This window comes from Actinomadura harenae, assembly GCF_003696215.1.
GTDB lineage: Bacteria > Actinomycetota > Actinomycetes > Streptosporangiales > Streptosporangiaceae > Spirillospora > Spirillospora harenae.
The window spans coordinates 1-25,919 of sequence record NZ_RFFG01000006.1 but is presented as its reverse complement, the minus strand read 5'-3'; the positions used below and the strand labels follow the sequence as shown (position 1 = coordinate 25,919).

Genomic DNA, 25,919 nt, shown 5'->3' with positions numbered 1-25,919 from the left:
CAGCATGGCGATCACGGCGCCCCCTGCCCATAGGTCGCCCCTGGGGCGGGAGCTACCGGCGGGGCATAGGTGACCGGCCCGGCTGCCGGGGCTCGCCCGGACGGCGCGGATGGACGCCAGAGCTCGAAGAAGTCATCGTCGCCATCTGGGGCGGGACGCGTGGCCAGGTCGATGTCGAACCCCTCACGACGCATCCGCCTGTCCATGTAGAGCAGAGCGATCACCCCTGCGTCGAAGGGCAGCACCACGGACCAGCTCACGATGCGTCCGACCGTGTCCAGCGCCAGGGCAGGGAATACCTGGTCGCTACCGGAGCCGGAGCCGCCGAACAGCAACGCCTGTGCGACCAGGAACGGGATCCGTAGCGCGAAGAACCCCATGAAGACCGTTATGAGCATGGCGAGCAGCAGCGTCCCGAGGGTCCGCCACCAGCGTTCTTTGGAGAGCCTTCGTGCGCGCGCGAGGGCCCCGCGGATTCCCTGCCGTTCCATGATCAGGGCCGGGATGCTCTGCACGAGCGTGACGTACGCCCACAACATCAGGGTCACGCCGACTGGAAAGCCGATCAGGGAGAGCACCCCAAAGGTCGGCGGAGCGGTTCCGGCCACGGCCATGGCGAACGGCAGCACCGGCAGGGCCAACGTCGCCAAAGCCACCACGATCAGCAAAGTGGTCACGAGCAGGAGCCGCCCGAACCGCGCGCGCACGTCCAGCCATGCCTGCCGCAGGGAGATGTTCAGGCCGAACATCATGCGCGCGAGGACAGGCGCCAGGAACCCGGCCAGGACGAGGATCCCGAAGGCCGTCAGGACAAGGTCGATCCCCCCGAGCGTCGCCTGCGCCCCAACGGAGCGGAGCAGAACCCTGGGAGTGACCTCTCCACGGGCCTCCCGGCCGATGAAGTAGTAGGAGACGACCGATCCGATCACCTGCACGACGGTGGAGATCGCCACGGACATCCCGAGGACGGCCCGGGGACTGTGCCGGATGCCGGCGATCGCGCCGTCCAGCATTTCGGAGATCGACATGGGCCGGAACGGCACGTCACCCCCGCGCGGCACGAGACGCCTCCTGCCGCCCGATTCCGCCATCCCAGCTCCCTGCCCCGTCCGCGTGTCGGGCCATCCTGCCATGAGGCGGCCAAAACGGTTCAAGGAGTAACCAGACCCCCGTTCTTAGGGGGCCGCGCGCCCGCGATCGCGCGCATGAGGACAGGGCGTCGACGGGCATACCAAGACAAAATCAGTCAACTGTCAGTGGTCTTCGGGAGTCTTTGTTTAAAATCCGGCCTCTGCGCCGGGCCCGGGAACGGGTAGTGGGCGCACTTGACGGCCTGTTGGGGACCTCCTGGGCCCGGGTGGAGCCAGGGAGTGCGCACGACGTCGGAGGGGTCATGTATTCGGCAAAGACAGGTAACCTTGCACGCCAGGACATACCTCTACCTGGCGTGGCATGGCCGTGCTGCGGTCGCCGCGCTGTCCACCCGTCCCCGACTTTGTAGCGATGAGGGCCATGAGAGGACGTGTACTGGTCGTCGACGACGACCTCGCGCTGGCCGAGATGCTCGGCATCGTGCTGAGGGGCGAGGGCTTCGAGCCGTCGTTCGTCCACGATGGCGACAAGGCCCTGGAGGCGTTCCGGGAAACCCGGCCCGACCTGGTCCTGCTCGACCTGATGCTCCCTGGCGCGGACGGCATCGACGTCTGTCGGCAGATCCGGGCGGAGTCCGGTGTGCCGATCGTCATGCTCACCGCCAAGAGCGACACGGTGGACGTGGTCCTCGGCCTCGAGTCGGGCGCGGACGACTACATCGTCAAGCCGTTCAAGCCGAAGGAGCTCGTCGCTCGTGTGCGTGCGCGCCTGCGCCGCACCGACGAGCCCGCCCCCGAGACCCTGCAGATCGGGGACATCGGCATCGACGTGGCCGGGCACTCGGTCAAGCGGGGCGACAAGCACATCCCGCTCACGCCGCTGGAGTTCGACCTGCTGGTCGCGCTCGCGCGCAAGCCCCGCCAGGTGTTCACGCGCGAGGTCCTGCTCGAGCAGGTCTGGGGCTACCGGCATGCCGCCGACACCCGGCTGGTGAACGTGCATGTCCAGCGGCTCCGCGCCAAGATCGAGAAGGACCCGGAGCGTCCCGAGATCGTGGTGACCGTGCGCGGCGTCGGCTACAAGGCCGGCCCGGCCTGACGGCTCCCCGCCCGATGACCCCTCCGGCCCCGCCCGCCCCCGCCGCCCCGCCCGCCGCCGTTCCCGCGCCGGCCGGGCGGGTCCGGCGTGTCGTGTGGTGGCCGGTCCGCCGGTGGCTCGGCCGGGTCCAGCGGGTCACGCGTCGCGTCGCGAGCGCCGCGTACGCGCGCTGGAGGCGGTCCATCCAGGTCCGGGTGGTCACGTCCACCCTGTTCATCTCGGCGATCGTGGTGGCGATCCTCGGGTTCTTCCTGATGCAGCAGATCACCACCGCCCTGATGGACGGCAAGACCAAGGCCGCCCTGGCCCAGCTGGACGAGGGCCTGGGGAGCCTCCAGCGGGACGTGGGCGTCTCCAACGACAGCGGGGACAGGCTCCGCAGCGCCGCCAACGGGCTGAAATCGCGGAGCGGGCCGTCCGGGCTGTACGAGGTGTACGTCCGCGACACGACGCAGATCTACATCGACGGATACGCCACCAACGAACTGCGGGCCCAGAGCGTCCCTCAGAGACTCAGAGACGAGCTGAGAAGCGGCACCACGGGTACGCGGGCCTACACGTACGGCAAGCTGTCCTACATCGGCCACAGGCCCTCTGAGCGGGGTCTGATCGTCGCGGGCAAGACGAGCCACTACGAGGTCTACTACCTGTTCCCGCTCACGCAGGAGCAGCACACCCTCACCATCGTCAGCCGCTCCCTGGCCGGCGTCGGGATCGTCCTCGTGCTGCTGCTGGCGGCCATCGCGTCCCTGGTGACCCGCCAGGTGGTCATCCCGGTACGGCTGGCCGCGCAGGGCGCGCAAAGGCTCGCGGCCGGACGGCTGGACGAGCGCATGCGCGTGCGTGGGGAGGACGATCTGGCGCGCCTCGCCAGGTCCTTCAACGACATGGCGGCCAACCTCCAGGAGAAGATCCGGGAACTGGAGGATCTTTCCCAGGTCCAACGCCAGTTCGTGTCGGACGTCTCGCACGAGCTGCGCACTCCCTTGACCACCATCCGCATTGCCGGGGACCTGCTTTACGAGAACCGCGACACGTTCGATGACCCTGCCGTAGGCCGCTCGGCGGAATTGCTCCAAAGTCAGCTGGAACGCTTCGAATCGCTCCTCGCCGACCTTCTGGAGATTTCCCGCCATGACGCGGGGGCCGCGACCCTGGACGCGGAGTCCCTGGACATGCGCGACCTCGTGCTGCGCACGGTGGGCGACGTCCAGGGCCTTGCCGAGCGCAAGGGGTCCAAGGTCGTCCTGCAGCTGCCCGGTGAGCCGTGCATGGCCGAGGTGGACCGGAGGCGTGTCGAACGCATCCTCCGCAACCTCCTGGTCAACGCCGTGGAGCACGGCGAGGGCGAGGACATCGTGGTGTCCGTCGCCGCCGACCGGGACGCGGTCGCCGTCACGGTCCGCGACCATGGCGTCGGCCTCAAGCCGGGGGAGGGCCAGATGGTCTTCGACCGGTTCTGGCGTGCCGACCCCGCTCGTGCGCGCACGACGGGCGGCACCGGCCTCGGCCTGTCGATCTCCAAGGAGGACGCCCAGCTTCATGGCGGCTGGCTCCAGGCATGGGGCGAGTCCGGCCAGGGCTCCCAGTTCCGCCTCTCGCTCCCGCGCGCCGCGGGAGCCGAGCTTCGCGGCTCCCCCCTGCCGCTCGTGCCCCCAGGGGCGGGCGGCGCCCGCCCCCTGTTCGCCGAGCTGGAGGCGGGGGACTGATGACGGCCCATCGCCCGAGGACCACTCCTGCGGATTCGGAGGCTTCAGCCGTGCGTAGATGCCTGGAAGGCCCGGTCCGCTGGTGGGAAGGCGCGCTGAAGGGCCCCACGGCCATGATCGCCGCTGCGGCGCTGACGTTGGGCGCGTCCGGTTGCGCGGCCATGCCGGGAGGCGGACGGGTCACGTCCGTCAAGGCGCAGGAACGGTCCGAGCAGGTGGACGAGTCGTATGTGCGTCTGATCCCCGTGGCCCCTCAGAACGACTGGTCCGCCAAGGAGGTCGTTTCAGGATTCCTTGCGGCGTCTGCCAGCTTCGACGACGACCACAAGGTCGCCAAGGAGTACCTGGCCAACCCCACCGGCTGGCACCCTGGGCCGAGGCCGTCGGTCGCGGTGTTCGCCGACCGTCCCGATCTCCAGATCATCGGGAAGAGCGACACCCAGGTCATCGTCAGGCTCACCGGCACCCAGCTCGGCACGATCACCTCGGACGGCCAATACACGGCCTTCCAAAAGGCCGTTTCGGTCGACTATCAGGTCACGCGTAACCCCCAGCACCAGTGGCGTATCTCCGCCCTGCCGGACGCGCTCGGCCAGACAATGCTGCTCAACAAGAGCGACGTGGAGCAGGTCTTCCGTACGTTCAACCTCTACTACTTCAGTCCGGACAAGCACACGCTCGTACCCAACGGGGTCTTCCTGCCCCTGGTGAGCCGGGAGGATCTCCCGCAGCGCCTCGTCCAGGCGGTCATCTCCGGCCCGACGGCCTGGCTCAGGGGCGCCGTCTGGAGCGCCTTCCCGCGCGGGACCAAGCTGAACGGCCTGTCCCTGGACAAGGACGTCGCGACCGTCGACCTCAGCAAGGAGGCGGCGACCGGCAACATCAACCAGATGTCCGCCCAACTCGCCTGGAGCCTCGGCCCACTGTCGGAGGTCAAGCAGTGGCGGCTGCGCATCGAGGGCCGCGGTGTGGTCACGCCCGATGGCAAGAACGATGTCCAGACCTTCGCCGACTGGCAGACCAACAGCCCGGACGGCCCCACCAACGACGACCACCGCGCGTACACGATCGGGGCGGCAGGGCACCTGTCCACTCTGAACCTGAACAACTACATCCCGATGCCCGTCGTCACGAACGCACCGGGCCGGATGGTCCGTCCGGCCGTTTCCCCGGACCAGCACGAGGCCGTGGGGCTCAGTCCCGACCAGAAGCAGTTGCTGGTCGCCGATCTCACCTCGAACGGCGTCCCGCACGTTCTGCGTACTGCCAAGGACCCGGAAGGCAGGTTCACGCCGCCCTGCTGGGACCGGCAGGGCACCCTCTGGACGGTCGAGACCAGCCCCGGCAAGTCCATGCTCTGGAAACGGGAACGGGGCAAGCCCCTGAAGCCCGTCTGGCACTGGGGCCTTGACGGCCGCGAGATCTACGCGCTCCAGGTCGCGCGCGATGGAGTCCGGGTCGCGGTCATCGCCAAGATCGAGGATGGCCGCAAGCAGGTCCAGCTCGGCAGGATCGCCGGAAGCGGCGACCGCATCGACGCCGGATCCTTCGTCCCGGTCAGTTCCGAGCTGGCCGAGACGGACGACCTGTCGTGGCGGGACTACAACACTCTCGCCGTCCTGGGACGCAAGACGCTCGACACCCAGGTGCTGCCGTACCTGATGCCCGTGGACGGTTCCGCCGTCACGTCCCTGGGCGTCGGTTCGCTTGGGGAACCCCAGAGCATCGCGGCGGTTCCGGGTGGTCCCGTACTCATCGGCACCAAGAGCTCCAGCCAGCGCCTGGTCTGCCACCAGTCCGCCTTCCGGGACCGCGACAGCGAATGGGTGTGCAGCGTCGCGGGCAGCGACCCGACCTACGCCTACTGACCCGAGGCGGGGCCCTCCGTGGCCGGTTGGCCGCGGCCTGGGAACGCATGCGGACGGTTGCCCGTGCCTGTCCCCGGCTGGAACCCGATTGCCGTCGAGTTGTCCACAGAATGACGTTCGGCTGGTGACGGCGCCGGGCCGGGCGGCATCGTCGAAGGCATGTTCGCACGTGATCTTCTCGACCTGCTGCTGCCCCAGCGCTGCGCCGGCTGCCGGACCGCCCGGGGTCTGCTGTGCCCGTCCTGCGCCGCCCCGCTGGCGCTCCCGGCCCGCCCTGTGCCCGCTGCGGGCCTTCCGACCCTCAACCCACCCGTCTGGACAGTCTCGTCCTACGAGGGGCCCATCCGGGCTCTCATCGCCGCGCACAAGGAATCCGGCCGCACCGGGCTGGCCCGGCCCCTCGGGCGTGCCCTCGCGGCCGCGATCAAGTCCGTCCTGTCGCTGAGCGCGGAGCCGCCGCCCGCGTACGACGCCCCCCGGTACGAGGACCGGACGCCGACACTTCTCGCGGCCTGGACGCTCGAAGGGGCGAAGAACCCGCCCCGTCCCGCTGATCGCCTTCAGCACGGCCCTGACGGTTCCATGGAGGAGGCGGTCTTCTGGTGGCAGTCCGACGAGCCGGTGATCGTGGTGCCGGTGCCCTCGGCGGCCCCTTCCGTTCGCAAGCGCGGCCATGACCCGACCCGTCGCATGGCCGCCGTCGCCGTCCGGGAACTCCGGGCGGAAGGACTTCCGATCTTCGGCGCCCCACTGCTCCGCCACCGACGTGCCGTGGCCGATCAGGCGGGCCTCGGTCAAGCCGATCGCAAGGCCAACATGACCGGAGCCATGGCTCTCTCCCGCCGCGAGATCCGCATCCTGCGGACGAAGTACGGCGACCTGGCGCCCACACCGCCCACCCGCCTCACCGAAGTCTTACGCCCCCACACCCCGAGCCCAAGCGCGAACTCGGACCCGACCGGTGGCCCCCGTCAGCCCCGGCCCCAGACCACGCACCCGAACCAGAATCCGCCGACCGCACCGGAGACGAACGCACACACGGAGTCGACGAGGAAGCCGAACCCTGCCCAGCACAGGAGGCCGACTTCAGTGGCAAAGCAGGCTGCGAACCCCGAAGGAACCTTTCCGATGCGGTTCGCACGCGACACGACAGGAGTGCACGAGATGCAGACCAACCTGAGGAGCACCGGAAACGTGAACGGGTCGGATCACCGCACCCACCAGGCGCCCAGAGGCGAACAGGAACGGGATACACCTCCGTCGGCTTGGAGGGCCGATTCCTTAGATGGCATCACGGCGGCACACGGAGGCCACCGCGGAATCGAACCAGCACACCGAGAACGGCCCACCAGCGACAACCACAGTGCCGCCGCCATCGAGTACGACGCGAGGCGCTCCGCGGCCCCTGACGCAGGTCGGCGCGCAACCCAGAACCCAGCACGGCAGGCGGCCCGGGATGTGCCCCAAGGCGCGGCGGATGGCAAGGCCAGGAACGCACCTCAGGCCGTGGCGAACGACGTGGCCGGGGACGTGGCCGAGCGAGCAGCGGGGACCCCGACCGAGCCGACAGCCCAGACCCCGGACGGGCCCGCGATCCCGCCCCCGGGCGTCCCCACAGCCGGGCCCTTGGATCGTGACCGGGGCGGAGGCGCGGCTCGTAACTCAGATGGGCGTGCGGTCGGCGATGGCGGCGGGCCCGGGAGGCGTGACTCGAGCGGGTGGACGGTCGGCGGTGAGAGCGGGCCGACGGGACGCGACTCGTGTGGGCGTGCGGTCGGCGATGGGAACGGGCCGACAAGGCGCGGCATGAGTGGGCGGACAGCCGGCGACGGGGGCGGGGCGATGGGACGCGGCTTGAGCGGGTGGACGGTCGGTGACGGGGGTGGGGCGACGGGACGTGACTTGAGTGGGCGCGTGGTCGGCGGCGGGGGCTGGCCTGTGGCGGGGGATCGGAGCGGGCATCCGGGGTGGGGTGTGGATGGGGGTGCAGAGGAGGGGGCGAATGAGGCCCCCGGCAGGGGGATGGGGGACGGGGCGGACGGGGGTGTGGTGGGGCCGTTGGCGGGGTGGCGGGTCGTGGTCGTGGACGACGTGGTGACGTCGGGCGCGACGTTGGCGGAGGCGGTGCGGGTGCTCCGGCAGGCAGGCGCCGAGGTCGTGGGCGCGGCGACGGTCGCGGCGACGCCGCGGCGGTTCCTGGGGAGTGGGTGACTTTCTTCACGGGAGATCCTCGGCACGTTTGATAGTTACCGACCGTGACATGCGGGTGCCCGTCTTGTTGGTAGACGTCACATTGATTGTGGTTTCAAGGCTCACCGTGAGTCAGGAGGCAGGTAGATATTTTCCCAAACCGGCCAGCGCTGCCAGGGTTCTGACCTGCGCGGAGGATGATCCACGGGAAGCCCTGCGGGCACGGGGATGTACGGCGCGTGGAGAGTCTGGAGAGGGCTCTTCGGGGGCCGAATCGGGGGCTCGTCGATGACCGTACGTGAGTTTTTCCTCCGTTCACCCCCCTGACATTCGTGGCGTTAGGGGTTAGCGTTCCTGACATGGCACCCGCCCGGGTCCGTGGTTGCGTTGGATCGCAGTGCTCGTCGCGAGCACGTGATGCGGTCCGGCTAGCCGATGCCAGGCGCAGGCGAAACGGCCCACGTAAGGCGACTTTTCGTCGACTGATCACGGTGCGCCTTAGAAGTAAGTCCTGCCCCGCCGGGGGATCAGATATCCCCCGAACCGGGAGAAGGGCAGTAGTGGCGCTAGAGCCGCGAGCCCCTCAGCAGGCGGATGTGGGGGCGAAGACCAGGTCGGCCGGGCGGGTGCGACCCACCGAGCTATGGCGTCCGGAAGCGGCGTCTGGCCCCTTCCGGGCGGACCTCGCAACCGGGAGAAGGGGGGTCCCGCGTGGACATCATCGTCAGGGGCCGGCACACCGATGTCAGTGATCGGTTCCGGCAGCACGTCGACACCAAGCTCGCCAAGATCGAGCGGTTGAACAACAGGGTCATCCGCGTGGATGTGGAGGTGTCGCAGGAGCGGAACCCGCGCCTCGCCGACCAGCGCGAACGGGTGGAGCTGACCATTCGGTCACGCGGCCCGGTGATCCGTGCGGAGGCCGCCGCGGACGACCGGTACGGCGCGCTCGACATGGCCCTCGACAAGCTCGAGTCGAGACTGCGCCGCGACTCCGAACGCCGCAAGGCCCACAACGGCGGCAAGGGCAAGGGCAGACTCGCCGCGATGGAGCCGCTGCCCGGGGATCTCCCCGTCGAGGCCGCGGCCGCCCCGGTCCGGGAGGCGGAGCCTTCCGGCGGGGCCGAACCGGATGTCAGCGGCTACGAGGCCGTGGCGACCGAACTCGACGAGACCCTGGTGCCGATCCCCATGGACGGCGACGGTCCCGTCATCGTCCGGGAGAAGTTCCACAAGGCCGAGCCCATGGGCATCGAGCAGGCCCTGTTCGAGATGGAACTCGTCGGGCACGACTTCTTCCTGTTCCGTGACAAGGCCACCAGCCATCCCACGGTGGTGTACCGGAGAAGGGGTTGGGACTACGGAGTCATCCGTCTTGTCGAAGAGTGATGTGGCACTTGCGTCACGTCACCGCCCGGATCATGTCATGATCTAGAAAGGCGTTACCAGCAAGCCGTGACGGCGGCGGCGCGGACCGCCCGCCGGGCTCGGAGTGGTGGCGCGGCGCGGCCTCAGAGGTCGTGCCGCGCCGCTCGTCCGGCCGCCGCCACGTCTAGCGTTCCCCCGGGGGCGACACCGGCCTCCGGTTCCTCCGGCTGACCCAGATCACTGACAGTGAAGGGGGGAAGCGGCGTTCACCTCCACGCCGCGACTCTGGTGAGCGAGAACCCCGAGGCTCGCGGCGCCCCCGCGCCCCCGCGCCGGCCGGGCCCCGCCCCGTCCGCCGCGTGCCCACCCTCCCCTCGCCCCCAGCCCCTCACCCCGTCCCCCCGCCCTGCGCCCCCCAACACCCCCGCCACCTTCCGCCAGGACCTTCCGGCCTCCCAGCCCCCACCAGCGCCCAAGGACCCCCCAGCCTGTCGAGCGCTGCCATCTCCCCAGGCATTTCACGGCTCCCAGGCCCTTCAGAGTTCCCAGAGCCCTCACGACTCCCAGGCCGTTCACGAGGCCCAAGCCCCTCACGACTGCCGAACTCCTTCGGCTCCCCGCGCCACCGCGCCCCAAGTTCGCGTGGTGCCCGCTGACCCCGGCCCCCACGCGCACCCCGACCTCCACGCCCACGCGTCACCGCCCCCCGCGTCACCGGTGCACGTTCCATGGGGCCTCATGTCACCGGCTCACGTGTCACCGGCCCCCGGGTCACGGGCCCCCATGTCACCGGCCCACGTGGCCTGCGGCTGTGAGTCTTCCGCCCGCTCGGTTTCTCCCACCCACGTGGCCTGCGGCTGTGAGCCTTCTGCCCACTCGGCTTTTCCCGTCCATGCGGTCTCGGCCCCTAGAGCCGCCGCGCGTGGAACACCGACCTCTGGAGCCCCGGCTCACACGCTGCCGGATCATGCGGCCCCGAGTGAGGCCGCCCTCCACGTCTCTGCGACCTCGGTTCATGCGCCCTTGGCCCACGTGATCCTGGATCGCGAGGTACCAGGCGACCCGGTCCCTCGACCCCTCCTTGCGTCAGCCCACGTGGTTGTCCCTGGGACGCCAACTGCCGGGCCCCCGGCTCACGCAAGATCCGCCCAGGGGACCTTGGCCCACGGGATCTCAGGACGTGAGATCTTGCGCGACGAGACGTCGGGCCATGCCTACGTGAAAGCCGGGCATGTGGCCACGGGGCGCGTGGATGAGGGGCCGGTGGGCGCGGGGCTTGTGCGCATGGTCGGTGTCTCGCGGGGGGTGGTCCTTCCGCGGCGGTGTTCCTGGGGGTCAGTGTTTTCGGTTCGTCTGGACCGTTCTTGTGACCTGGGGATTGGGAAGGGGCTTTCGCGTGCGCGTGCGTTGGCTGCGGTCAGGGTGCGGGCGCGGGAGTGTCGTGCGGGGCAGGTGACGGTTGCCGGGCCTGCGCGAGATGGCGCTGCGTGGGTGAATGCTCTGCGGCGGCGGCGTGTGGCGCGGGATGCTGACGGGGCGCTGGGTGTGTCGGGCGCCGATGTGAGGCATACGGCGGTCTCTGGACGGGGGTGTCTGGCAGATGGTGCCGGGCGGCGTGCCGGAGGACGGCGCTTCTTGAGAAGCGCTGTGGCTGGGGGATCTGGCTTGGGTGCTCGTTCGTTGGGCGGGTGTGCGCCGGTTGGTGTGGCGATGGCCGATCGTGAGGCGGACGGCCCTGTCTGGAATGGTCGTGAGCAGGTGGTGGACGGTCGTGGAACGACCGGTCGCGCGCGGGTCGGCGGTGTGCGGAACGTGGCGGCGGGCGGTCATGGGCGAGACGATGAGACTCGTGGAGTCGTGGTCGCGGCGTCCGGCGCGGGACGTCGCGCGGGTGACGCGCGAAGCGGCGCCGGACGGCGTGAGGCCGGTGGCGGAGCCCCTCGGGTGATGGTCTCCGCGGGATCGGCGAGTGGAGCCCGAGGCCGGAGCGGTGGCGCTTCGGCCGGTGGGAGCGCAGGCGGTGGTCCGGGCGGCGGCGCGCGCGGGAGCGCGGAGACGTCGGCCCGTGGTGCGCAGGGAGAGGATGCGCAGGTGGGGGATCCGATTCGGGTACTGATCGTGGACGATCACGCGCTGTTCAGGCGCGGCCTGGAGATGGTGCTCCAGGCAGAACCGGACATCGAGGTGATCGGAGAGGGCGGGGACGGGCACGAGGCCGTCCAGATGGCGGGCGATCTCCTGCCCGACGTCGTCCTCATGGACATCCGGATGCCGCGGCGCAGCGGCATCGAGGCGTGCACGGCGATCAAGGACGCCGCGCCCAGCGCCAAGATCGTCATGCTGACGATCAGCGACGAGGAGGAGGACCTCTTCGAGGCGATCAAGGCCGGGGCCAGCGGCTACCTGCTCAAGGAGATCTCGATCGACGAGGTCCCGCAGGCGGTGCGGGCGGTGCACGGCGGGCAGTCGCTGATCAGCCCGTCCATGGCGTCCAAGCTGATCACCGAGTTCGCCGCGCTCGCCAAGCGCAGCGAGGAGCGGACGCAGCAGGTTCCGGCGCCTCGGTTGACCGACCGCGAGATGGAGGTCCTGCGGCTCGTCGCGCGCGGGCTCGGCAACCGGGAGATCGCGCGGGAGCTGTTCATCTCCGAGAACACCGTGAAGAACCATGTCCGGAACATCCTGGAGAAGCTTCAGCTGCACTCGCGGATGGAGGCCGTGGTGTACGCCGTCCGGGAGAAGCTCCTGGAGATCACCTGACGGTCGCCCGCTCGACTCGCCCACGTGACCGATCGTGGGCGGTGTTCGAGTTGTGCTCCCTCTCTGTCAGGGCGAGCACGGCGTTGGCGCCGTCGTGTCCGAGTTGGCGTGGTTGCGGTGTCCCCGGAGGGTGTGCTTCGCATCGGTGACCGGTGATGTCGCGCGGTGTGATGGCCGCTGTCCTGGATGACTTGCGCGCTGTCTCTTGGTGGGGCGGATGTAGCGGGTGGTTCGTCGTGCCGTAGGCGACGATCGTCGTGGCGGACAGTGCGTTGACGGTTGTTGGGTGCCACCCGGTCGCCTTATGCGGATTGCTCGCGGTGCCACGGGTGGGCTAGTGGGGTTGGTCAGTGACGGCGCCTGCCGCCCTTGGGCCCAAAGAGGACGTGTCCCCTGCGGGGCTGGGATGGTTCCGCGTTGTTGAGCCTTGGCTGCTGCGGGATGTCGTCTCGTTCCGCAGGGTGCCGCCTCGTTCTGGTCGGGGAGGGCGACACCGGTGTGTGGGGTTTGTCGGTGTTGTGGCCTACGATCGGCGCGTGACCAACACCATGACCCCCGACAGGGCCGAGGCGGAGCTGAGTGCGGACGAGGCGCGGCGGCTGGCGCTGCGTGCTCAGGGGCTTCTGGGCGCGGACGCGCGGCGCGGCGGTGTGCCGGGTGTGCTCTCGCGGCTCGGGGCCGTCCAGCTGGACACGATCTCGGTGCTCGCGCGGTCGCATGAGCTCGTCCCGTATGCGCGGCTCGGCGCGACGCCGAAGGACAAGATCGAGAACGCCTATTGGACGCCGCCCGCGCGGGACGCCGATCACGGGACGGGGCGGAACGGCGATCCGGCGGCGCTCGCGTCGAGTGGCGGGCCGTTGATCGAAAAGCGGCGGAGCGCCAAAGCGTCCGGGCCGTTCGCGTTCGAATACTGGGCGCATGCCGCGTCGATCCTGCCGATCGAGGAATGGCCGACTCTGGCCTTCCGGAGGCGGGAGTTCCAGCGGAAGGGCGTCCGGTGGCACAAGGTGCCGGACGGGGTGTGCGACGAGATCCGCGCCAGGCTCAAGGCGGAGGGGCCGCTCACGACCCGGGAACTCGGCGGCGCCAAGGCCGGGGGCGACTGGTGGGAATGGAGCGACCACAAGATCGGCATCGAGTGGCTGTGGGACGTCGGCGAGGTCGCGTGCGTCCAGCGGGTCGGCTGGCGGCGGGTGTACGACCTGGCGGAGCGGGTCGTCCCGGACGGGCTCTACGGGCAGGACCCGGACGACGCCGAGTGCCTGACCCGGCTCGTCCGGCTGGCGGGGCGGGCGCTCGGCGTGGCGACGCGCGCCGATCTCGCCGACTACTACCGGATCAAGGCCGAGCAGGTGGACGCGGTGGTCGACGCGTCCGGGCTGGTGCCGGTGCGGGTCCAGGGGTGGCGGCATCAGGCGTGGGCCGATCCCGAGGCGCTCGCGACGCCGCCGCGCGGCAGGCATGTCACGACGCTGCTGTCCCCGTTCGACTCGCTGGTCTGGGACCGGGCCAGGACGTCCCGCGTCTTCGACTTCGATCACCGGCTGGAGGCGTACGTCCCGAAGGCGAAGCGGGTGCACGGCTACTTCACGATGCCGCTGCTCGCCGGCGGACGCCTGGTCGGACGCGTCGACCCGGCCCGCGAGGGGAGGACCCTCGTCGCGCGCCAGGTCTCGCTCGAACCGCGTCTCACCAGGTCGGCCGCCAGGATCGAGGAGGGGGCGGAGGCGTTGCGGGCCGCGCTCCGCAACGCGGCCGAGTGGGTCGGATGCGACGCGATCCGCGTCGAACGCGCCGAGCCGGGGATCAAGCAGCTCGTCGAACGCGACTGAGCCGGGGGCGTGCGTGCCCGGGGCGGTCCGCTGATGCGGCGAGTCCATTCTTCTGGCACATGCGCCGGTCGGGTTGCGGGGGTGTGCGCGGTTGGTTACGGACGCGCACTGAACGTGAGCGGTTTCCGGACTCGTCCGGGTTCGGAAACGCGTCGGCCCGCCGGGGCCTGGAGGGGCGTCCCTGCTCGGGGAGGAGGAACGCGGATCCAGGTCCGGCGGGCCGGACGTTCACGGCCGCCGATCGGGTCGGGCGGCGGACGGACGTCCCGTCGGGCGCGCGGCTTCGGCGGGACGCGGGTGGGATCGGCCGGGCGCCTTACCGCTGCGCGTCGGACATGACCGCCTTCTTGTCGCCGGGCAGGCCGCCGCGGCGCTTGGTCGTGCGGCTGCCGAAGACCGAGTAGTCCACGACCTCCGGCAGGACGCGCGGAGCGTCGACGACGACGTCGGCGAAAAGGTGCACGAGCGCGGCCACCACCAGGCCGAGCGCGATGATCGCGGCTCCGACCCAGAACAGCACCCACTGCGGTCCCAGGCAGAGCGCGACTCCGCCCACGGTGAAGCCGGCGAAGATCACGGTGACCGCCAGCCAGGAACTCGGCCGTCCGGCGTGCGAGCCGTACTCATCGGACAATTTGGGCCCCTCCCCTCAGAGTGTTCAGGATGATTGTCCCGGACGGGTGTCAGAGGGCTGAACGCGGGCCGGGATTGCGTCGCAGGGTGACCTAGACCATTCTGAGTCTCGCCTACGATGGCATCGTACGTGTGGTGTGCGTGCCGCCGGTCGGCGGTGACCCACGATCTGCAAGGAGCCTCCGAGAGTGCCGCTAGTCATCGATAAGATCCTTCGCGCGGGCGAAGGCAAGACCCTGCGCAAGCTCAAGAAGCTCGCGGATCAGGTCAACTCGATCGAGGAAGACTTCGTCGACATGAGCGATGCGGAACTCCGCGAGCTCACCGAGAAGTACCGCGAGCGCCTGGAAGAGGGCGAATCGCTGGACGACCTGCTCCCCGAGGCGTTCGCCACCGCCCGCGAGGCGGCCAAGCGCGTTCTGGGTCAGCGCCACTACGACGTCCAGATCATGGGCGGCGCGGCCCTGCACCTGGGCAACATCGCCGAGATGAAGACCGGTGAGGGCAAGACCCTCACCTGTGTGCTCCCCGCCTACCTGAACGCGCTGTCCGGCAAGGGCGTCCACGTCGTCACCGTGAACGACTACCTGGCCAAGCGCGACGCCGAGTGGATGGGCCGCGTACACCAGTTCCTGGGCCTCGAGGTCGGTGTCATCCTCCCGCAGATGACCCCCGAAGAGCGCCGGGTCGCGTACGCCGCCGACATCACCTATGGCACGAACAACGAGTTCGGGTTCGACTACCTGCGCGACAACATGGCCTGGAGCCTGGACGAGCTCGTCCAGCGCGGCCACAACTTCGCCGTGGTCGACGAGGTCGACTCGATCCTCATCGACGAGGCCCGGACGCCGCTGATCATCTCCGGCCCGGGTGAGCAGAACTCCAAGTGGTACGGCGAGTTCTCCAAGATCGTCCCGCGGCTGAAGCGCGCCGAGCTGGTCAGCACCGCCGGCCAGGTGGACGAGTACGGCCCCGGCGACTACGAGGTCAACGAGAAGAAGCGCACCGTCGGCATCACCGAGGCGGGCGTCGAGAAGGTCGAGGACTGGCTCGGCATCGACAACCTGTACTCGGCCGAGAACACCCAGCTCGTCAGCTTCCTGAACAACGCCCTGAAGGCGAAGGAGCTGTACAAGCGCGACAAGGACTACGTCGTCATGAACGGCGAGGTCCTGATCGTGGACGAGTTCACCGGGCGCATCCTGCACGGCCGCCGGTACAACGAGGGCATGCACCAGGCCATCGAGGCCAAGGAGGGCGTGTCGATCAAGGACGAGAACCAGACGCTCGCCACGATCACCCTCCAGAACTACTTCCGCCTCTACGGCAGGCTGTCCGGCATGACCGGCACGGCCGACACCGAGGCCGCGGAGTTCAACAAGACCTACAAGATCGGCGTCGTGCCGATCCCGACCAACAAGCCGATGGTCCGCATGGACAAGGCGGACGTGGTCTACAAGACCGAGCAGGCCAAGTTCGAGGCCGCCGTCGACGACATCGCCGACCGGCACGAGAACGGCCAGCCGGTCCTGGTCGGCACCACCTCGGTCGAGAAGTCCGAGCGGCTGAGCAAGATGCTCAAGCGGCGCGGCATCCCGCACCAGGTGCTGAACGCCAAGAACCACGAGCAGGAGTCGGCGATCGTCGCCGAGGCGGGCCGCAAGGGCGCCGTCACGGTCGCGACGAACATGGCCGGACGAGGCACCGACATCATGCTCGGCGGCAACCCCGACTTCCGTGCCGACCTGGAGCTGCACCAGCGCGGGCTGTCCCCGCTGGACACTCCGGAGGAGTACGAGTCGGCGTGGCCCGAGGCCCTCGACAAGGCCAAGCAGGCCGTCAAGGGCGAGCACGAGGAGGTCGTCGACGCGGGCGGCCTGTACGTGCTCGGCACCGAGCGCCACGAGTCCCGCCGCATCGACAACCAGCTGCGCGGACGGTCCGGCCGTCAGGGCGACCCGGGCGAGTCCCGGTTCTACCTGTCCCTCGAGGACGACCTGATGCGGCTGTTCAACTCGGCCCGGGTCGAGGCGATCATGACCCGCCTCAACATCCCGGACGACGTGCCGATCGAGTCCAAGATCGTCTCGAACGCGATCAAGTCGGCCCAGTCGCAGGTCGAGCAGCAGAACTTCGAGATGCGCAAGAACGTCCTGAAGTACGACGAGGTGATGAACCGCCAGCGCGTCGTCATCTACGCCGAGCGCCGCAAGGTGCTCGAGGGCGAGGACCTGCACGAGCAGGTGCTGCGCATGATCGACGAGGTCGTCAACGGCTACGTCGCGGGCGCCACCGGCGAGGGCTTCGCCGAGGAGTGGGACCTGGAGAAGCTCTGGAAGGCCTTCCAGCAGCTGTACCCGATCTCCCTCACGGTGGACGCGCTGGTCGAGGAGGTCGGCGGCGAGATCTCCAACCTGGACGCCGAGACCCTGGCCGAGAAGCTCCGCGAGGACGCCCAGGCGGCCTACGCCAAGCGCGAGGAGGAGCTCGGCGCCGAGGTCGTGCGCGAGCTCGAGCGCCGCGTCGTCCTGTCCGTCATGGACCGCAAGTGGCGCGAGCACCTCTACGAGATGGACTATCTCCAGGAGGGCATCGGCCTCCGCGCCATGGCGCAGCGCGACCCGCTGGTCGAGTACCAGCGCGAGGGCTACGACATGTTCAACGCCATGATGGACGGCATCAAGGAGGAGTCGGTCGGCTACCTCTACAACCTCGAGGTCGAGGTCGAGGAGCAGCCCGCGGCCCCGCAGGTCGGCGCCAACCCCGTCGCTCTCGAGGACACCGTGATCACCGACGCCGAGGCCGAGGAGCCGGTGGAGGAGGAGGTCCCGGTCCTCAAGACCAAGGGCCTCGAGGAGCCCCAGCGTCCCAAGAAGCTGGAGTACACGTCCCCGACCGTCGACGGCGAGGGCGGCGTCGAGCACCACAGCGAGGAGACCGAGGACCCGTACGAGGGCGTCGGCCGGAACGACCCGTGCCCCTGCGGCTCGGGCAAGAAGTTCAAGCGCTGCCACGGCGACCCGTCCAACAGCTGACACGCGACCAGCTGACACGCGACACCCGAACGGCCCCGGTCCCACCAGACCGGGGCCGTTCCCCTTTTCCCGTCGACCGTCCGTTGGGCGGCCTGCGGTGTGTTCTGTGTGGGGCCTTCCCCCTGGCGCCGCGGTCACCAAAGGGGGACGGCGGGGCGCTGGGCGCCCCGCCGTCGGGGTGAGGCCCTCCCGGTTAGGGGGTGGGAGGGCCTCGGGGGAGGGCCGGACTTATGGGCTGGGTCCGGCCCGGGTTCTACTGGGTGGCCGATTCGCGCTTCCGGGAGGAGGCGGGCTTCTCGGCGGGGGCGTCGACCGCCTCGTCCGCGTCCGGCTCGCGTCCCGGGGTCGCGAAGTTGAACTTCTCGATCAGGAACTTGAAGACGAAGTAGTAGATGAAGAAGTAGAGGACACCCAAGCCGAGGATCAACGGCAGACCCTTGGTGTTGCCCTTGCTGGCGTTCAGCAGGAGGTCGATCAGGCCCGCGGAGAAGCCGAAGCCGAGCTGGGCGTGGAGGGCCTCCAGCAGGGCCATCGAGATGCCGGTCAGGACGACGTGCACGCCGTAGAGGACGGGCGCGACGAACATGAAGGCGAACTCGATCGGCTCGGTCACGCCGGTGACGAAGGCGGTGAGGGCGGCGGAGATCATGATGCCGCCGACGGCCTTGCGGCGGTGCGGGGGAGCGGCGCGCCACATGGCGAGGGCCGCGCCGGGCAGGCCGAACATCAGGACGGGGAAGAAGCCCGCGAGGAAGCCGCCGGCGTGCGGGTCGCCCGCCAGGTAGCGGTTGATCTCGCCGTGGACGGCGGTCCCGTTGTCGTTGTAGGTGCCGAACACGAACCAGACCAGCGAGTTCGGGATGTGGTGCAGGCCGAACGGCAGCAGCAGCCGGTTGACGACGCCGTAGGTGCCCGCGCCGAGCGCGCCCGCGCCGGTGATCCAGTTGCCGAAGTCGGTCAGCCAGGTGCCGAAGACCGGCCAGACGAAGCCGATGAGGACGCCGAGGACCAGCGCGGCGACGGCGGTGATGATCGGGACGAACCGGCGTCCGCCGAAGAACGCCAGGTAGGTGGGCAGCTTGACCCGGTAGAAGCGCTGGTAGAGCAGGGCCGCCACGACACCGATGAGGATGCCGCCGAGGACGTCGGTGGGGTTCTTGGAGCCCCAGTCGATGACCGAGGTGGTCTTGCCGTCCGCCACCTTGTCGATCAGCACGTTCGCCTTGAGCTGCGAGGTGTGCGAGAACATGATCTTCGAGACGTGGTCGAAGACCAGGTAGCCGACGACGGCGGCCAGGGCGGTCGAGCCGTCCGCCTTCTTCGCGAAGCCGATCGCCACACCGACGGCGAACAGCAGCGGGAGGTTGGCGAACAGGGCGTTGCCGGCCTCGCCGACGATCTCGGCCACGCGGACCCAGCCGAGCCCGTCCGCGCCGAGCATGTCCGGCTGGCCGAAGCGCAGCAGCAGGGCGGCGGCGGGCAGGACGGCGATCGGCAGCATGAGGCTGCGGCCGATCCGCTGGAGGACGGCGAACACGGCCGACCAGGGCTTGCGCCCGGCCGACCCCTCCGCCGCGGCGATGGAACTCATCAGGGGTGATTCCTCTCCTCGGTCGTTGCGGGGTGGTTTCAGCGGCGGGACGCCGCGGGGCGCGGGCGTCCCGGAGCCGCTGGGGTCTCAGGAGCGGGGTGGGGGTCTCAGGAATGGGGGCGGGGTCTCAGGCGCGGGTCGGAGGGTGGCCCAGCGCCGTGTGGACCTGGTAGCGGTCGGCACGGTAGGTGGACACGCCGAGCTCGGCGCAGGTCCCGTTGGTGAACGACCGCCGGCGCAGCAGCAGCACGGCGCTGCCGCGCGGGATCTGCAGGTGGCGGGCGTCGGTCGCGTCCGCCAGCCCGGCGTCGATCGTCTGGTCGCCCGCGTCGAAGACCAGCCCGTACACCGCCTCGAGGACGCCGTACAGGGATCGGTCGGCGAGCCGCCGGTCCAGCAGGTCGGGCGCGAGCGATGCGAGGATATGCGCCCTCTCGAGTGCCATGGGCTCGCCGTCGGCGGTGCGCAGCCGCTCGACGACGTGGATCGGGGTGCCGAGTTCGACCTCGAAGGTCCGGGCCAGGCGGGCGTCGGCGGGCACGGTGCGGCGGTCGAGGTCGATCGCGCCGGGACGCATCCCGCGGGCGAGCATGTCCTCGGTGAACGACACCAGCCGCAGCGGCATCTCGATCTTCGGGCGGGCCACGAAGGTGCCCTTGCCGGGCACGCGGTAGAGGCGTCCCTCGGAGACGAGGTGGTCGACGCCCTGCCGGACGGTCATGCGCGACAGCCCGTACCGGGCGCACAGTTCGCGTTCGGACGGTATGGGGGCGTCCACCGGGAGCTCGGCGCTCTCGATCATGTCCAGCAGGATGGCCCTGAGCTGGAAGTACTTGGGGACGGGGCTGTTCGGGTCAATGGTCGTCACGGGGATCCTCAGGGGAACCCGGGCCGATGGCCGGCCGACGGGAGTCCGGATCGACTCGGTATGTACTGGTCTAGTCCGGACTAGACCACACGATTTCGACGTGTGTCAACTCACAGATGCGTAACGTCCGGATCGTGTCGGGGGCGCTCAAGATCGCTTGATTTCGCAGGTCAGAGCCGATTTCCCCGATGGCTGCGGGGTTTCCGTGGGGGGCGCGTGCGGGGGTGTGCGCGCCCGTCCGCGCTCGCGTGCGAGGGCGTGTTCGCTCTCGGCGAATTCGGTTCCCCTTGCGCCCCGACGGCGAAGAACGGTAATGGGCCCCGCGAGCGGACCGGGGTCAGGTGTCGCCCGCCGTCTCCTCGGGTTCACGGCCCGGAGTGGGGAGGTTCAGCCGGACGATGAGGAAGGAGAAGAGCGCGAAGTAGAGGAAGAAGTAGACGACGCCCATCCCGATGATCAGCGGCAGGTGGCGGGTGTTGCCCTTCGTCGCGTTGAGCAGCATGTCGATGAGGCCCGCGGAGAACGAGAAGCCGAGCTGGGCGTCGAACGCCGCGAGGACGTACATCGAGACGCCGGTCAGCAACACGTGGATCCCGTAGAGCAGCGGCGCGACGAACATGAACGAGAACTCGATCGGCTCGGTGACGCCGCAGACGAACGCGGTCAGCGCGGACGACACCATCAGGCCGCCGACGACGTCCCGCCGTCCGGGCGCGGCGGCGCGCCAGATGGCGAGCGCCGCGCCGGGCAGGCCGAACATCAGGACGGGGAAGAAGCCCGCGAGGAACGTCCCGGCGTGCGGGTCGCCCGCGAGATAGCGGTTGATCTCGCCGTGGACGATCGTCCCGTGGTCGTCGTACGAGCCGAACACGAACCAGATCAGCGAGTTGAGGATGTGGTGCAGGCCGAACGGCAGCAGCAGCCGGTTCGCGACGCCGTAGATGCCCGCGCCGAGCGCGCCCAGCCCGGTGATCCAGTCGCCGAACGCGTCGATCCAGTGGCCGAGCGTCGGCCAGGCCAGCCCGAACAGGACGCCGAGCAGCAGGCAGGCCCCGGCGCTGACGATCGGGACGAACCGGCGCCCGCCGAAGAACGCCAGCCAGGACGGTAGCTTGATCCGGTAGAAGCGCTGGTAGAGCAGGGCGACGACGATCCCGACGACGATGCCGCCGAGAACCTGGGTCGGGTTCTTCAGCCCGTACCCGATGACGTCCTTCACCGCGCCGTTCTGCACGACCTGCTGGACGACCGAGTCCTTGAGCGTGGACGAGTGGGCGAACAGCGTCTTCGACACCCGGTCGAAGACGAGGTAGCCGACGACGGCGGAGAGGGCGGTCGAGCCGTCGGACTTCCTGGCGAAGCCGATGGCGACGCCGACCGCGAACAGGAGGGCGAGGTTGTCGAGCAGGGCGCCGCCCGCCGCGGCGAACACCTCGGCGATCCGGTCCCAGCCGAGACCGTCCTTGCCGAGCAGGTCGTCCTGTCCGAGGCGGAGCAGGATCCCGGCGGCGGGCAGGACCGCGATGGGCAGCATGAGGCTGCGGCCGATGCGCTGCAGCACCGCGAAGGCGGCCGACCAGGCGTGCCGCGCGCCGTCCCCGCCGTCCCCGTCCGTGGCCGTCTCCGTGGGCGTGGGACTCATGAGCGGATGGGCTCCCCCCTGAGCGACGTCCTCGCTCTATCGCTTTGCGCCGTGTGTCGGGTATGTTGCGTACTGGTCCAGACCGGACTAGACCAGTCGTGGCAGACACGACCGGCGAACCCGGCGTCACGGAGAGTGCGTCCCGATGGCACAACGTCTGATCACCGCGAACCGCATGATCACTTCCCCCGCCGAGGGGCCTACCCGCGTGGTCTCGCCGGGATACGTCCGGATCGAGGACGGCGTGATCGTCGACGCGGGCGAGGGGCGGCCGGACGGCGCGGACCTCCACCTCGAGGACGGCGTGCTCGCGCCCGGTCTGGTCGACCTCCAGGTCAACGGGTTCTTCGGGTACGACATGGTCGACGCCGACGAGACCGGCTGGCGGACGGTCGTCGAGCGCCTCCCCGAGACCGGCGTGACGTCCTTCCTGCCGACGTTCATCACCGCGCCCGTCGAGGTCCAGGCCGCCGCGCTGCGCCGGACCCGTGACCTGCTCCCGACGCTGGACGGCCTCGGCACCCGCGTCCTGGGCGTCCACCTCGAGGGGCCGTTCCTGTCGGAGAAGCGCAAGGGCGCGCACAACCCCGCGCACCTGACCGACCCGACGCCCGAGAAGATCGCGACGCTGCTCGAGACCGGGCTGGTCAAGCTGGTCACGCTCGCGCCCGAGCGGGACGGCGCGCTCGACGCGATCCGCACCCTCACCGAGAACGGCGTGCTGGTCAGCGTCGGGCACAGCGACGCGTCCGCGAGCCGGGTCGCCGCCGCGGCCGGGGCGGGCGCGCGCAAGGTCACCCACATCTTCAACGCCCAGTCCGGGATGAACCACCGCGACCCGGGCGTGGCCGCGCAGGCGCTCGCCGACGACCGGCTGAGCCCCGGCCTCATCCTCGACCTCCACCACGTGTCCGGAACCGTGGCCAGGGTCGTCTTCAACGCAGCCGCCGGACGCGTCGTGCTCGTCACCGACGCCGCGTCCGCCGCCGGCATGCCGCCCGGCACCTACGAACTGGGCGGCGAACCGATCACCATGCCGGAGGAGGGGCCGCCGCTGCGCGCCGACGGCACCATCGCGGGCTCCGGGCTCCGGCTGGACGACGCCATCGGCAACGCGCTCGCGATCGGCGTCGACCTGGTGACGGCCGTGGACGCCGCCACCCGCGTCCCCGCCGACCTCGTCGGACGCCCCGACCTCGGCCGCATCGCGCCCGGCGCGAAGGCCGACCTGGTCTGGCTCGGCGCCGACCACCGCGCGCGTATGACCTGGATCAACGGGCAGGAACTCTTCGGAGGGGGATCATGACCACCAGTCGTATGCGCGCCGAGATCGGCGAGCAGCCCGAGGCGCTGCGGCGCACCATCGAGGCGCTGCTCCCGCGCGTTCCCGAGATCGAGCGGCTGGCCGCCGAGACACGGCAGGTGCTGTTCATCGCGCGCGGCTCGTCGGACAACGCCGCGGTGTACGGCCGGTACCTGATCGAGTCGCACGCCGGGCGCCTGGCGACGCTCGCCGCGCCCTCGATCGCGACGGCCTACGACCGCAGGCTCGACCTCGACGGCGTGCTGGCCGTGGCGATCAGCCAGTCCGGCAAGACCGAGGAGATCGTCGAGACGCTGGCCTGGGCGAAGGAGTGCGGCGCCCGCACCGTCGCGGTCACCAACGGCCAGGGCTCGCCCCTCGCGGAGGCCGCCGAGGTCGCGCTGATCACCCTCGCCGGTGACGAGCTCGCCGTCCCGGCGACCAAGACCTACACCACGCAGCTCGCCGCGCTCGCGGTGCTCGGCCTCGGCCTCGGCATCGGCCGGGACCCGGCCGACCTGCGCCGCGTCCCGGACGAGGTGGAGGGCCTGATCCGCGCCACCGAGGCGTCCCCGGCGCTGCCGCGGATCGTCGAGTCCCTCGCCCAGGTCCCGGGCGCGGTCGTGTCCGGGCGCGGCATCGCGTTCGGCACCGCGCTGGAGCTGGCCCTGAAGATCAAGGAGGCGTGCTACCTGCACGCCATGGGCCTGTCCTACGCCGACCTGCTGCACGGCCCGATCGCCGTCGTGGACGACGCGACCCCCGCGCTGCTGGTCGCGGCCGAGAACAGCCCGACGCTGCCCGGCACGATCGCGCTCGCCGAGCGCGTGCGCGGCGCGGGCGCCGAGGCGTTCGGCTTCGGCGGCGGCAGCGGCCTCGCGCAGGCCAGCACCGCCGCGCTGCCCGGCCCGGACCTGCCCGAATGGGTCGCCCCGCTCGGCCTCATCGTGCCCGGCCAGATCATGGTCGAGAACCTGGCCCGGCGGCTCGGCATCGACCCCGACGTCCCGCGCGGACTGAACAAGGTCACCCAGACGGACTGACACGCTCCGGCCGGCCCTCCGGGGCCGGCCGCGGCCGGACAACAGATCGAGAGGAACCCCGCCATGGCCAAGGCCGAGGACATCATCGCGGCGCTGGGCGGCGCCGACAACATCATCGAGATCGAGCCCTGCGCGACCCGGCTCCGCACCGAGGTCAAGGACGCGGGCGCCGTGAACGAGGCGGGCCTGAAGGCCGCCGGCGCGTTCGGCGTCATGCGCCAGGGCACCGTCGTCCAGGTGGTCGTGGGCCCCGAGGCCGACACGATCGCCACCGACATCGAGGACATCCTCGACTGAGTCCGCTAGGAGGACCGATGACGCGCGTTCTGTCCCCGGTCGGCGGGCGGGTCGTCGGGCTCGCAGGTGTTCCGGACCCGGTGTTCGCCCAGGCCATGGTCGGCCCCGGCACCGCCGTGGACCCGGCCCGTGAGCCCGGTCAGGCCATCGCCCCGGTCACCGGGAAGATCGTCAAGATGCACCCGCACGCCTACGTGGTGGTGGACGACGAGGGCCACGGGGTGCTGGTGCACCTCGGCATCGACACCGTCCAGCTCAAGGGCGAGGGGTTCGAACTGCTGGCCGCCGAGGGCGACCGGGTGACCGCGGGCCAGCCGCTGGTCGCCTGGGACCCGGCCGCGGTGGAGGCGGGCGGACGCTCGCCCATCTGCGCCGTGGTCGCGCTCGACGCGTCCGCCGAGGCCCTGTCGGACGTCGTGGAGTCCGGGACCGTCCAGCGGGGCGCCGAGCTGTACGTATGGAGCTGACCAGGCTGCCGGTCCGCGCCGCCGTCTTCGACCTGGACGGCACGCTGATCGACACCGAGCCGCGCAACCGCGTGATGTGGGCGCGGCTCTTCGACGCGCACGGCGCGCCCCACGACGAGGCCGTGCTGGCGTCGTTCGCGGGACGGCGCGGGCGCGAGGCCCTCGCCGACCACCTGCACCTGTTCCCCGGCAGGACGGCCGAGGAGCTGTTCCACGAGGTGCTGGAGCACTTCGACGACCCCGACCTGCCGGTCGCCGAGCCCGTCCCGGGCGCGGTCGACCTCGTCCGGGCGCTGCGCGTGCTGGACGTCCCGATCGCGGTCGTGACGTCCGGGATGCGCGGCTACGCGCACGGCCTGCTGGACGACCTGGGCGTCCAGGGGCTGCTGGACATGGTCGTCACCGCCGACGACGTCGTCGTCGGCAAGCCCGACCCCGAGGGCTACCTGGCCGCCGCGCGCGGCCTGGGCGTCCCGCCCGACGAGGCCGTGGCCTTCGAGGACGCCCCCGCCGGCGTGGCCGCCGCGCGGGACGCGGGTATGACCGTCGTGGGGATCACCACCACGCAGCCGTCCGCCGCGCTGCGCGCCGCGCAGCACGTGGTCGCCGACCTGCGGCAAGTGACCGTGACTCCCGGACCCGAACTGCGGATCCGGGACACCGAGGAGAAGAACCAGTGAGCGAGCGCAACGTCAAGATCGAGTCGAGGGTGGGGCTGCACGCGCGCCCGGCCGCGCTGTTCGTGCAGACCGCGGCCAAGGCGCCGGGCGACGTCACCGTGGCGAAGGCCGGCGGCACGCCGGTCAACGCCAAGAGCATCCTGGCCGTGCTCGGCCTGGACGCCCGGCACGGCGAGGAGATCGTGATCGCCGCCGACTTCGACGGCGCGGACGAGCTCCTGGCCGAGCTGCAGGCGCTGCTGTCCACGCCCGAGCCCGAGAATGCCTGAGCAGGGGCCTGAGCAGGGGAACGCCGCCGCCGGGAACCCCGGCGACTCCGTGGAGCTGAGCGGGGCCGGGGTGAGCCCGGGCGTCGGGTTCGGCCCGGTCCGCGGGATCGCCGGGGCCGTCCCCGAGCCGCCCGCCGGCACCGCCCCCGCCGGTGACGCCGCGGCCGAGAC

At 70.5% G+C, this 25,919-nt stretch carries 20 protein-coding genes; 15 read left to right on the top strand and 5 right to left on the bottom strand.

Annotated elements, in window-relative coordinates; all coding sequences use genetic code 11:
• Positions 1–11: 11 nt before the first annotated feature.
• Positions 12–1,028, bottom strand: coding sequence for a hypothetical protein (locus EBO15_RS04720; protein WP_199744332.1), 1,017 nt, complete (start codon positions 1,026–1,028; stop codon positions 12–14).
• A 484-nt stretch (positions 1,029–1,512) separates the two neighbouring features.
• Here EBO15_RS04720 and mtrA point away from each other — a divergent pair, with 484 nt between their 5' ends.
• The 8 genes from mtrA to EBO15_RS04680 all read left to right on the top strand — a co-directional run bounded on the left by mtrA (position 1,513) and on the right by EBO15_RS04680 (position 13,920).
• Positions 1,513–2,190, top strand: a complete 678-nt coding sequence (gene mtrA / locus EBO15_RS04715; protein WP_026415706.1) for an MtrAB system response regulator MtrA — start codon at positions 1,513–1,515, stop codon at positions 2,188–2,190.
• A gap of 14 nt (positions 2,191–2,204) precedes the next feature.
• Positions 2,205–3,899: an MtrAB system histidine kinase MtrB gene (gene mtrB / locus EBO15_RS04710; RefSeq protein WP_122193065.1), complete on the top strand. Its 1,695-nt coding sequence runs from the start codon at positions 2,205–2,207 to the stop codon at positions 3,897–3,899.
• 50 nt (positions 3,900–3,949) lie between these two features.
• The gene (locus EBO15_RS04705; RefSeq protein ID WP_233615944.1) at positions 3,950–5,767 is read left to right on the top strand and encodes an LpqB family beta-propeller domain-containing protein; all 1,818 of its coding nucleotides are present in this window, start codon (positions 3,950–3,952) and stop codon (positions 5,765–5,767) included.
• 2,058 nt (positions 5,768–7,825) lie between these two features.
• Positions 7,826–7,978 carry a phosphoribosyltransferase family protein gene (locus EBO15_RS45125; RefSeq protein ID WP_267898379.1) on the top strand — a complete coding sequence of 51 codons (153 nt, stop codon included), beginning with the start codon at positions 7,826–7,828 and terminating at the stop codon, positions 7,976–7,978.
• 690 nt (positions 7,979–8,668) lie between these two features.
• The gene (gene hpf / locus EBO15_RS04695) at positions 8,669–9,346 is read left to right on the top strand and encodes a ribosome hibernation-promoting factor, HPF/YfiA family (RefSeq protein ID WP_122193062.1); all 678 of its coding nucleotides are present in this window, start codon (positions 8,669–8,671) and stop codon (positions 9,344–9,346) included.
• A gap of 1,750 nt (positions 9,347–11,096) precedes the next feature.
• Positions 11,097–11,273 carry a hypothetical protein gene (locus EBO15_RS44040; protein WP_158628132.1) on the top strand — a complete coding sequence of 59 codons (177 nt, stop codon included), beginning with the start codon at positions 11,097–11,099 and terminating at the stop codon, positions 11,271–11,273.
• A 143-nt stretch (positions 11,274–11,416) separates the two neighbouring features.
• The gene (locus EBO15_RS04685; RefSeq protein WP_122193060.1) at positions 11,417–12,085 is read left to right on the top strand and encodes a response regulator; all 669 of its coding nucleotides are present in this window, start codon (positions 11,417–11,419) and stop codon (positions 12,083–12,085) included.
• Positions 12,086–12,633: 548 nt separating this feature from the next.
• On the top strand, positions 12,634–13,920 hold the full coding sequence (locus tag EBO15_RS04680) for a winged helix-turn-helix domain-containing protein (protein ID WP_122193164.1): 1,287 nt from the start codon (positions 12,634–12,636) through the stop codon (positions 13,918–13,920).
• Positions 13,921–14,236: 316 nt separating this feature from the next.
• Here EBO15_RS04680 and EBO15_RS04675 read toward each other — a convergent pair whose 3' ends face one another.
• Positions 14,237–14,554 (bottom strand): HGxxPAAW family protein, encoded by a 318-nt coding sequence (locus tag EBO15_RS04675; RefSeq protein ID WP_233615942.1) that lies wholly within the window; start codon positions 14,552–14,554, stop codon positions 14,237–14,239.
• A 187-nt stretch (positions 14,555–14,741) separates the two neighbouring features.
• Between EBO15_RS04675 and secA the strand changes: the two genes are divergently transcribed.
• Entirely contained in the window at positions 14,742–17,588 is a 2,847-nt protein-coding gene (secA, locus tag EBO15_RS04670; RefSeq protein WP_122193059.1) for a preprotein translocase subunit SecA, read from the top strand.
• Between the two features lie 253 nt (positions 17,589–17,841).
• Here the strand turns inward: secA and EBO15_RS04665 are convergent, their stop codons facing one another.
• The 3 genes from EBO15_RS04665 to EBO15_RS04655 form a co-directional block, all read right to left on the bottom strand.
• Positions 17,842–19,179 (bottom strand): PTS transporter subunit EIIC, encoded by a 1,338-nt coding sequence (locus tag EBO15_RS04665; RefSeq protein ID WP_122193058.1) that lies wholly within the window; start codon positions 19,177–19,179, stop codon positions 17,842–17,844.
• 127 nt (positions 19,180–19,306) lie between these two features.
• On the bottom strand, positions 19,307–20,047 hold the full coding sequence (locus EBO15_RS04660; protein ID WP_122193057.1) for a GntR family transcriptional regulator: 741 nt from the start codon (positions 20,045–20,047) through the stop codon (positions 19,307–19,309).
• Between the two features lie 337 nt (positions 20,048–20,384).
• Entirely contained in the window at positions 20,385–21,689 is a 1,305-nt protein-coding gene (locus EBO15_RS04655) for a PTS transporter subunit EIIC (RefSeq protein WP_122193056.1), read from the bottom strand.
• A gap of 145 nt (positions 21,690–21,834) precedes the next feature.
• Between EBO15_RS04655 and nagA the strand changes: the two genes are divergently transcribed.
• From nagA to EBO15_RS04625, 6 genes are read left to right on the top strand one after another with little or no spacing between them, the layout of a single operon-like run.
• On the top strand, positions 21,835–22,995 hold the full coding sequence (nagA, locus tag EBO15_RS04650) for an N-acetylglucosamine-6-phosphate deacetylase (RefSeq protein WP_122193055.1): 1,161 nt from the start codon (positions 21,835–21,837) through the stop codon (positions 22,993–22,995).
• Positions 22,992–24,035, top strand: a complete 1,044-nt coding sequence (locus EBO15_RS04645; protein WP_122193054.1) for an SIS domain-containing protein — start codon at positions 22,992–22,994, stop codon at positions 24,033–24,035. Before nagA ends, EBO15_RS04645 begins: the two co-directional genes overlap by 4 nt.
• Before the next feature lie 45 nt (positions 24,036–24,080).
• Positions 24,081–24,332 (top strand): glucose PTS transporter subunit EIIB, encoded by a 252-nt coding sequence (locus EBO15_RS04640; RefSeq protein WP_267898381.1) that lies wholly within the window; start codon positions 24,081–24,083, stop codon positions 24,330–24,332.
• A gap of 17 nt (positions 24,333–24,349) precedes the next feature.
• Complete coding sequence (locus EBO15_RS04635) at positions 24,350–24,799, top strand: PTS sugar transporter subunit IIA (protein ID WP_122193052.1); 450 nt, start codon at positions 24,350–24,352, stop codon at positions 24,797–24,799.
• Positions 24,790–25,479: an HAD family hydrolase gene (locus EBO15_RS04630; RefSeq protein WP_122193051.1), complete on the top strand. Its 690-nt coding sequence runs from the start codon at positions 24,790–24,792 to the stop codon at positions 25,477–25,479. Before EBO15_RS04635 ends, EBO15_RS04630 begins: the two co-directional genes overlap by 10 nt.
• Positions 25,476–25,748 (top strand): HPr family phosphocarrier protein, encoded by a 273-nt coding sequence (locus tag EBO15_RS04625; protein WP_122193050.1) that lies wholly within the window; start codon positions 25,476–25,478, stop codon positions 25,746–25,748. Before EBO15_RS04630 ends, EBO15_RS04625 begins: the two co-directional genes overlap by 4 nt.
• The last annotated feature ends 171 nt before the right edge of the window (positions 25,749–25,919 follow it).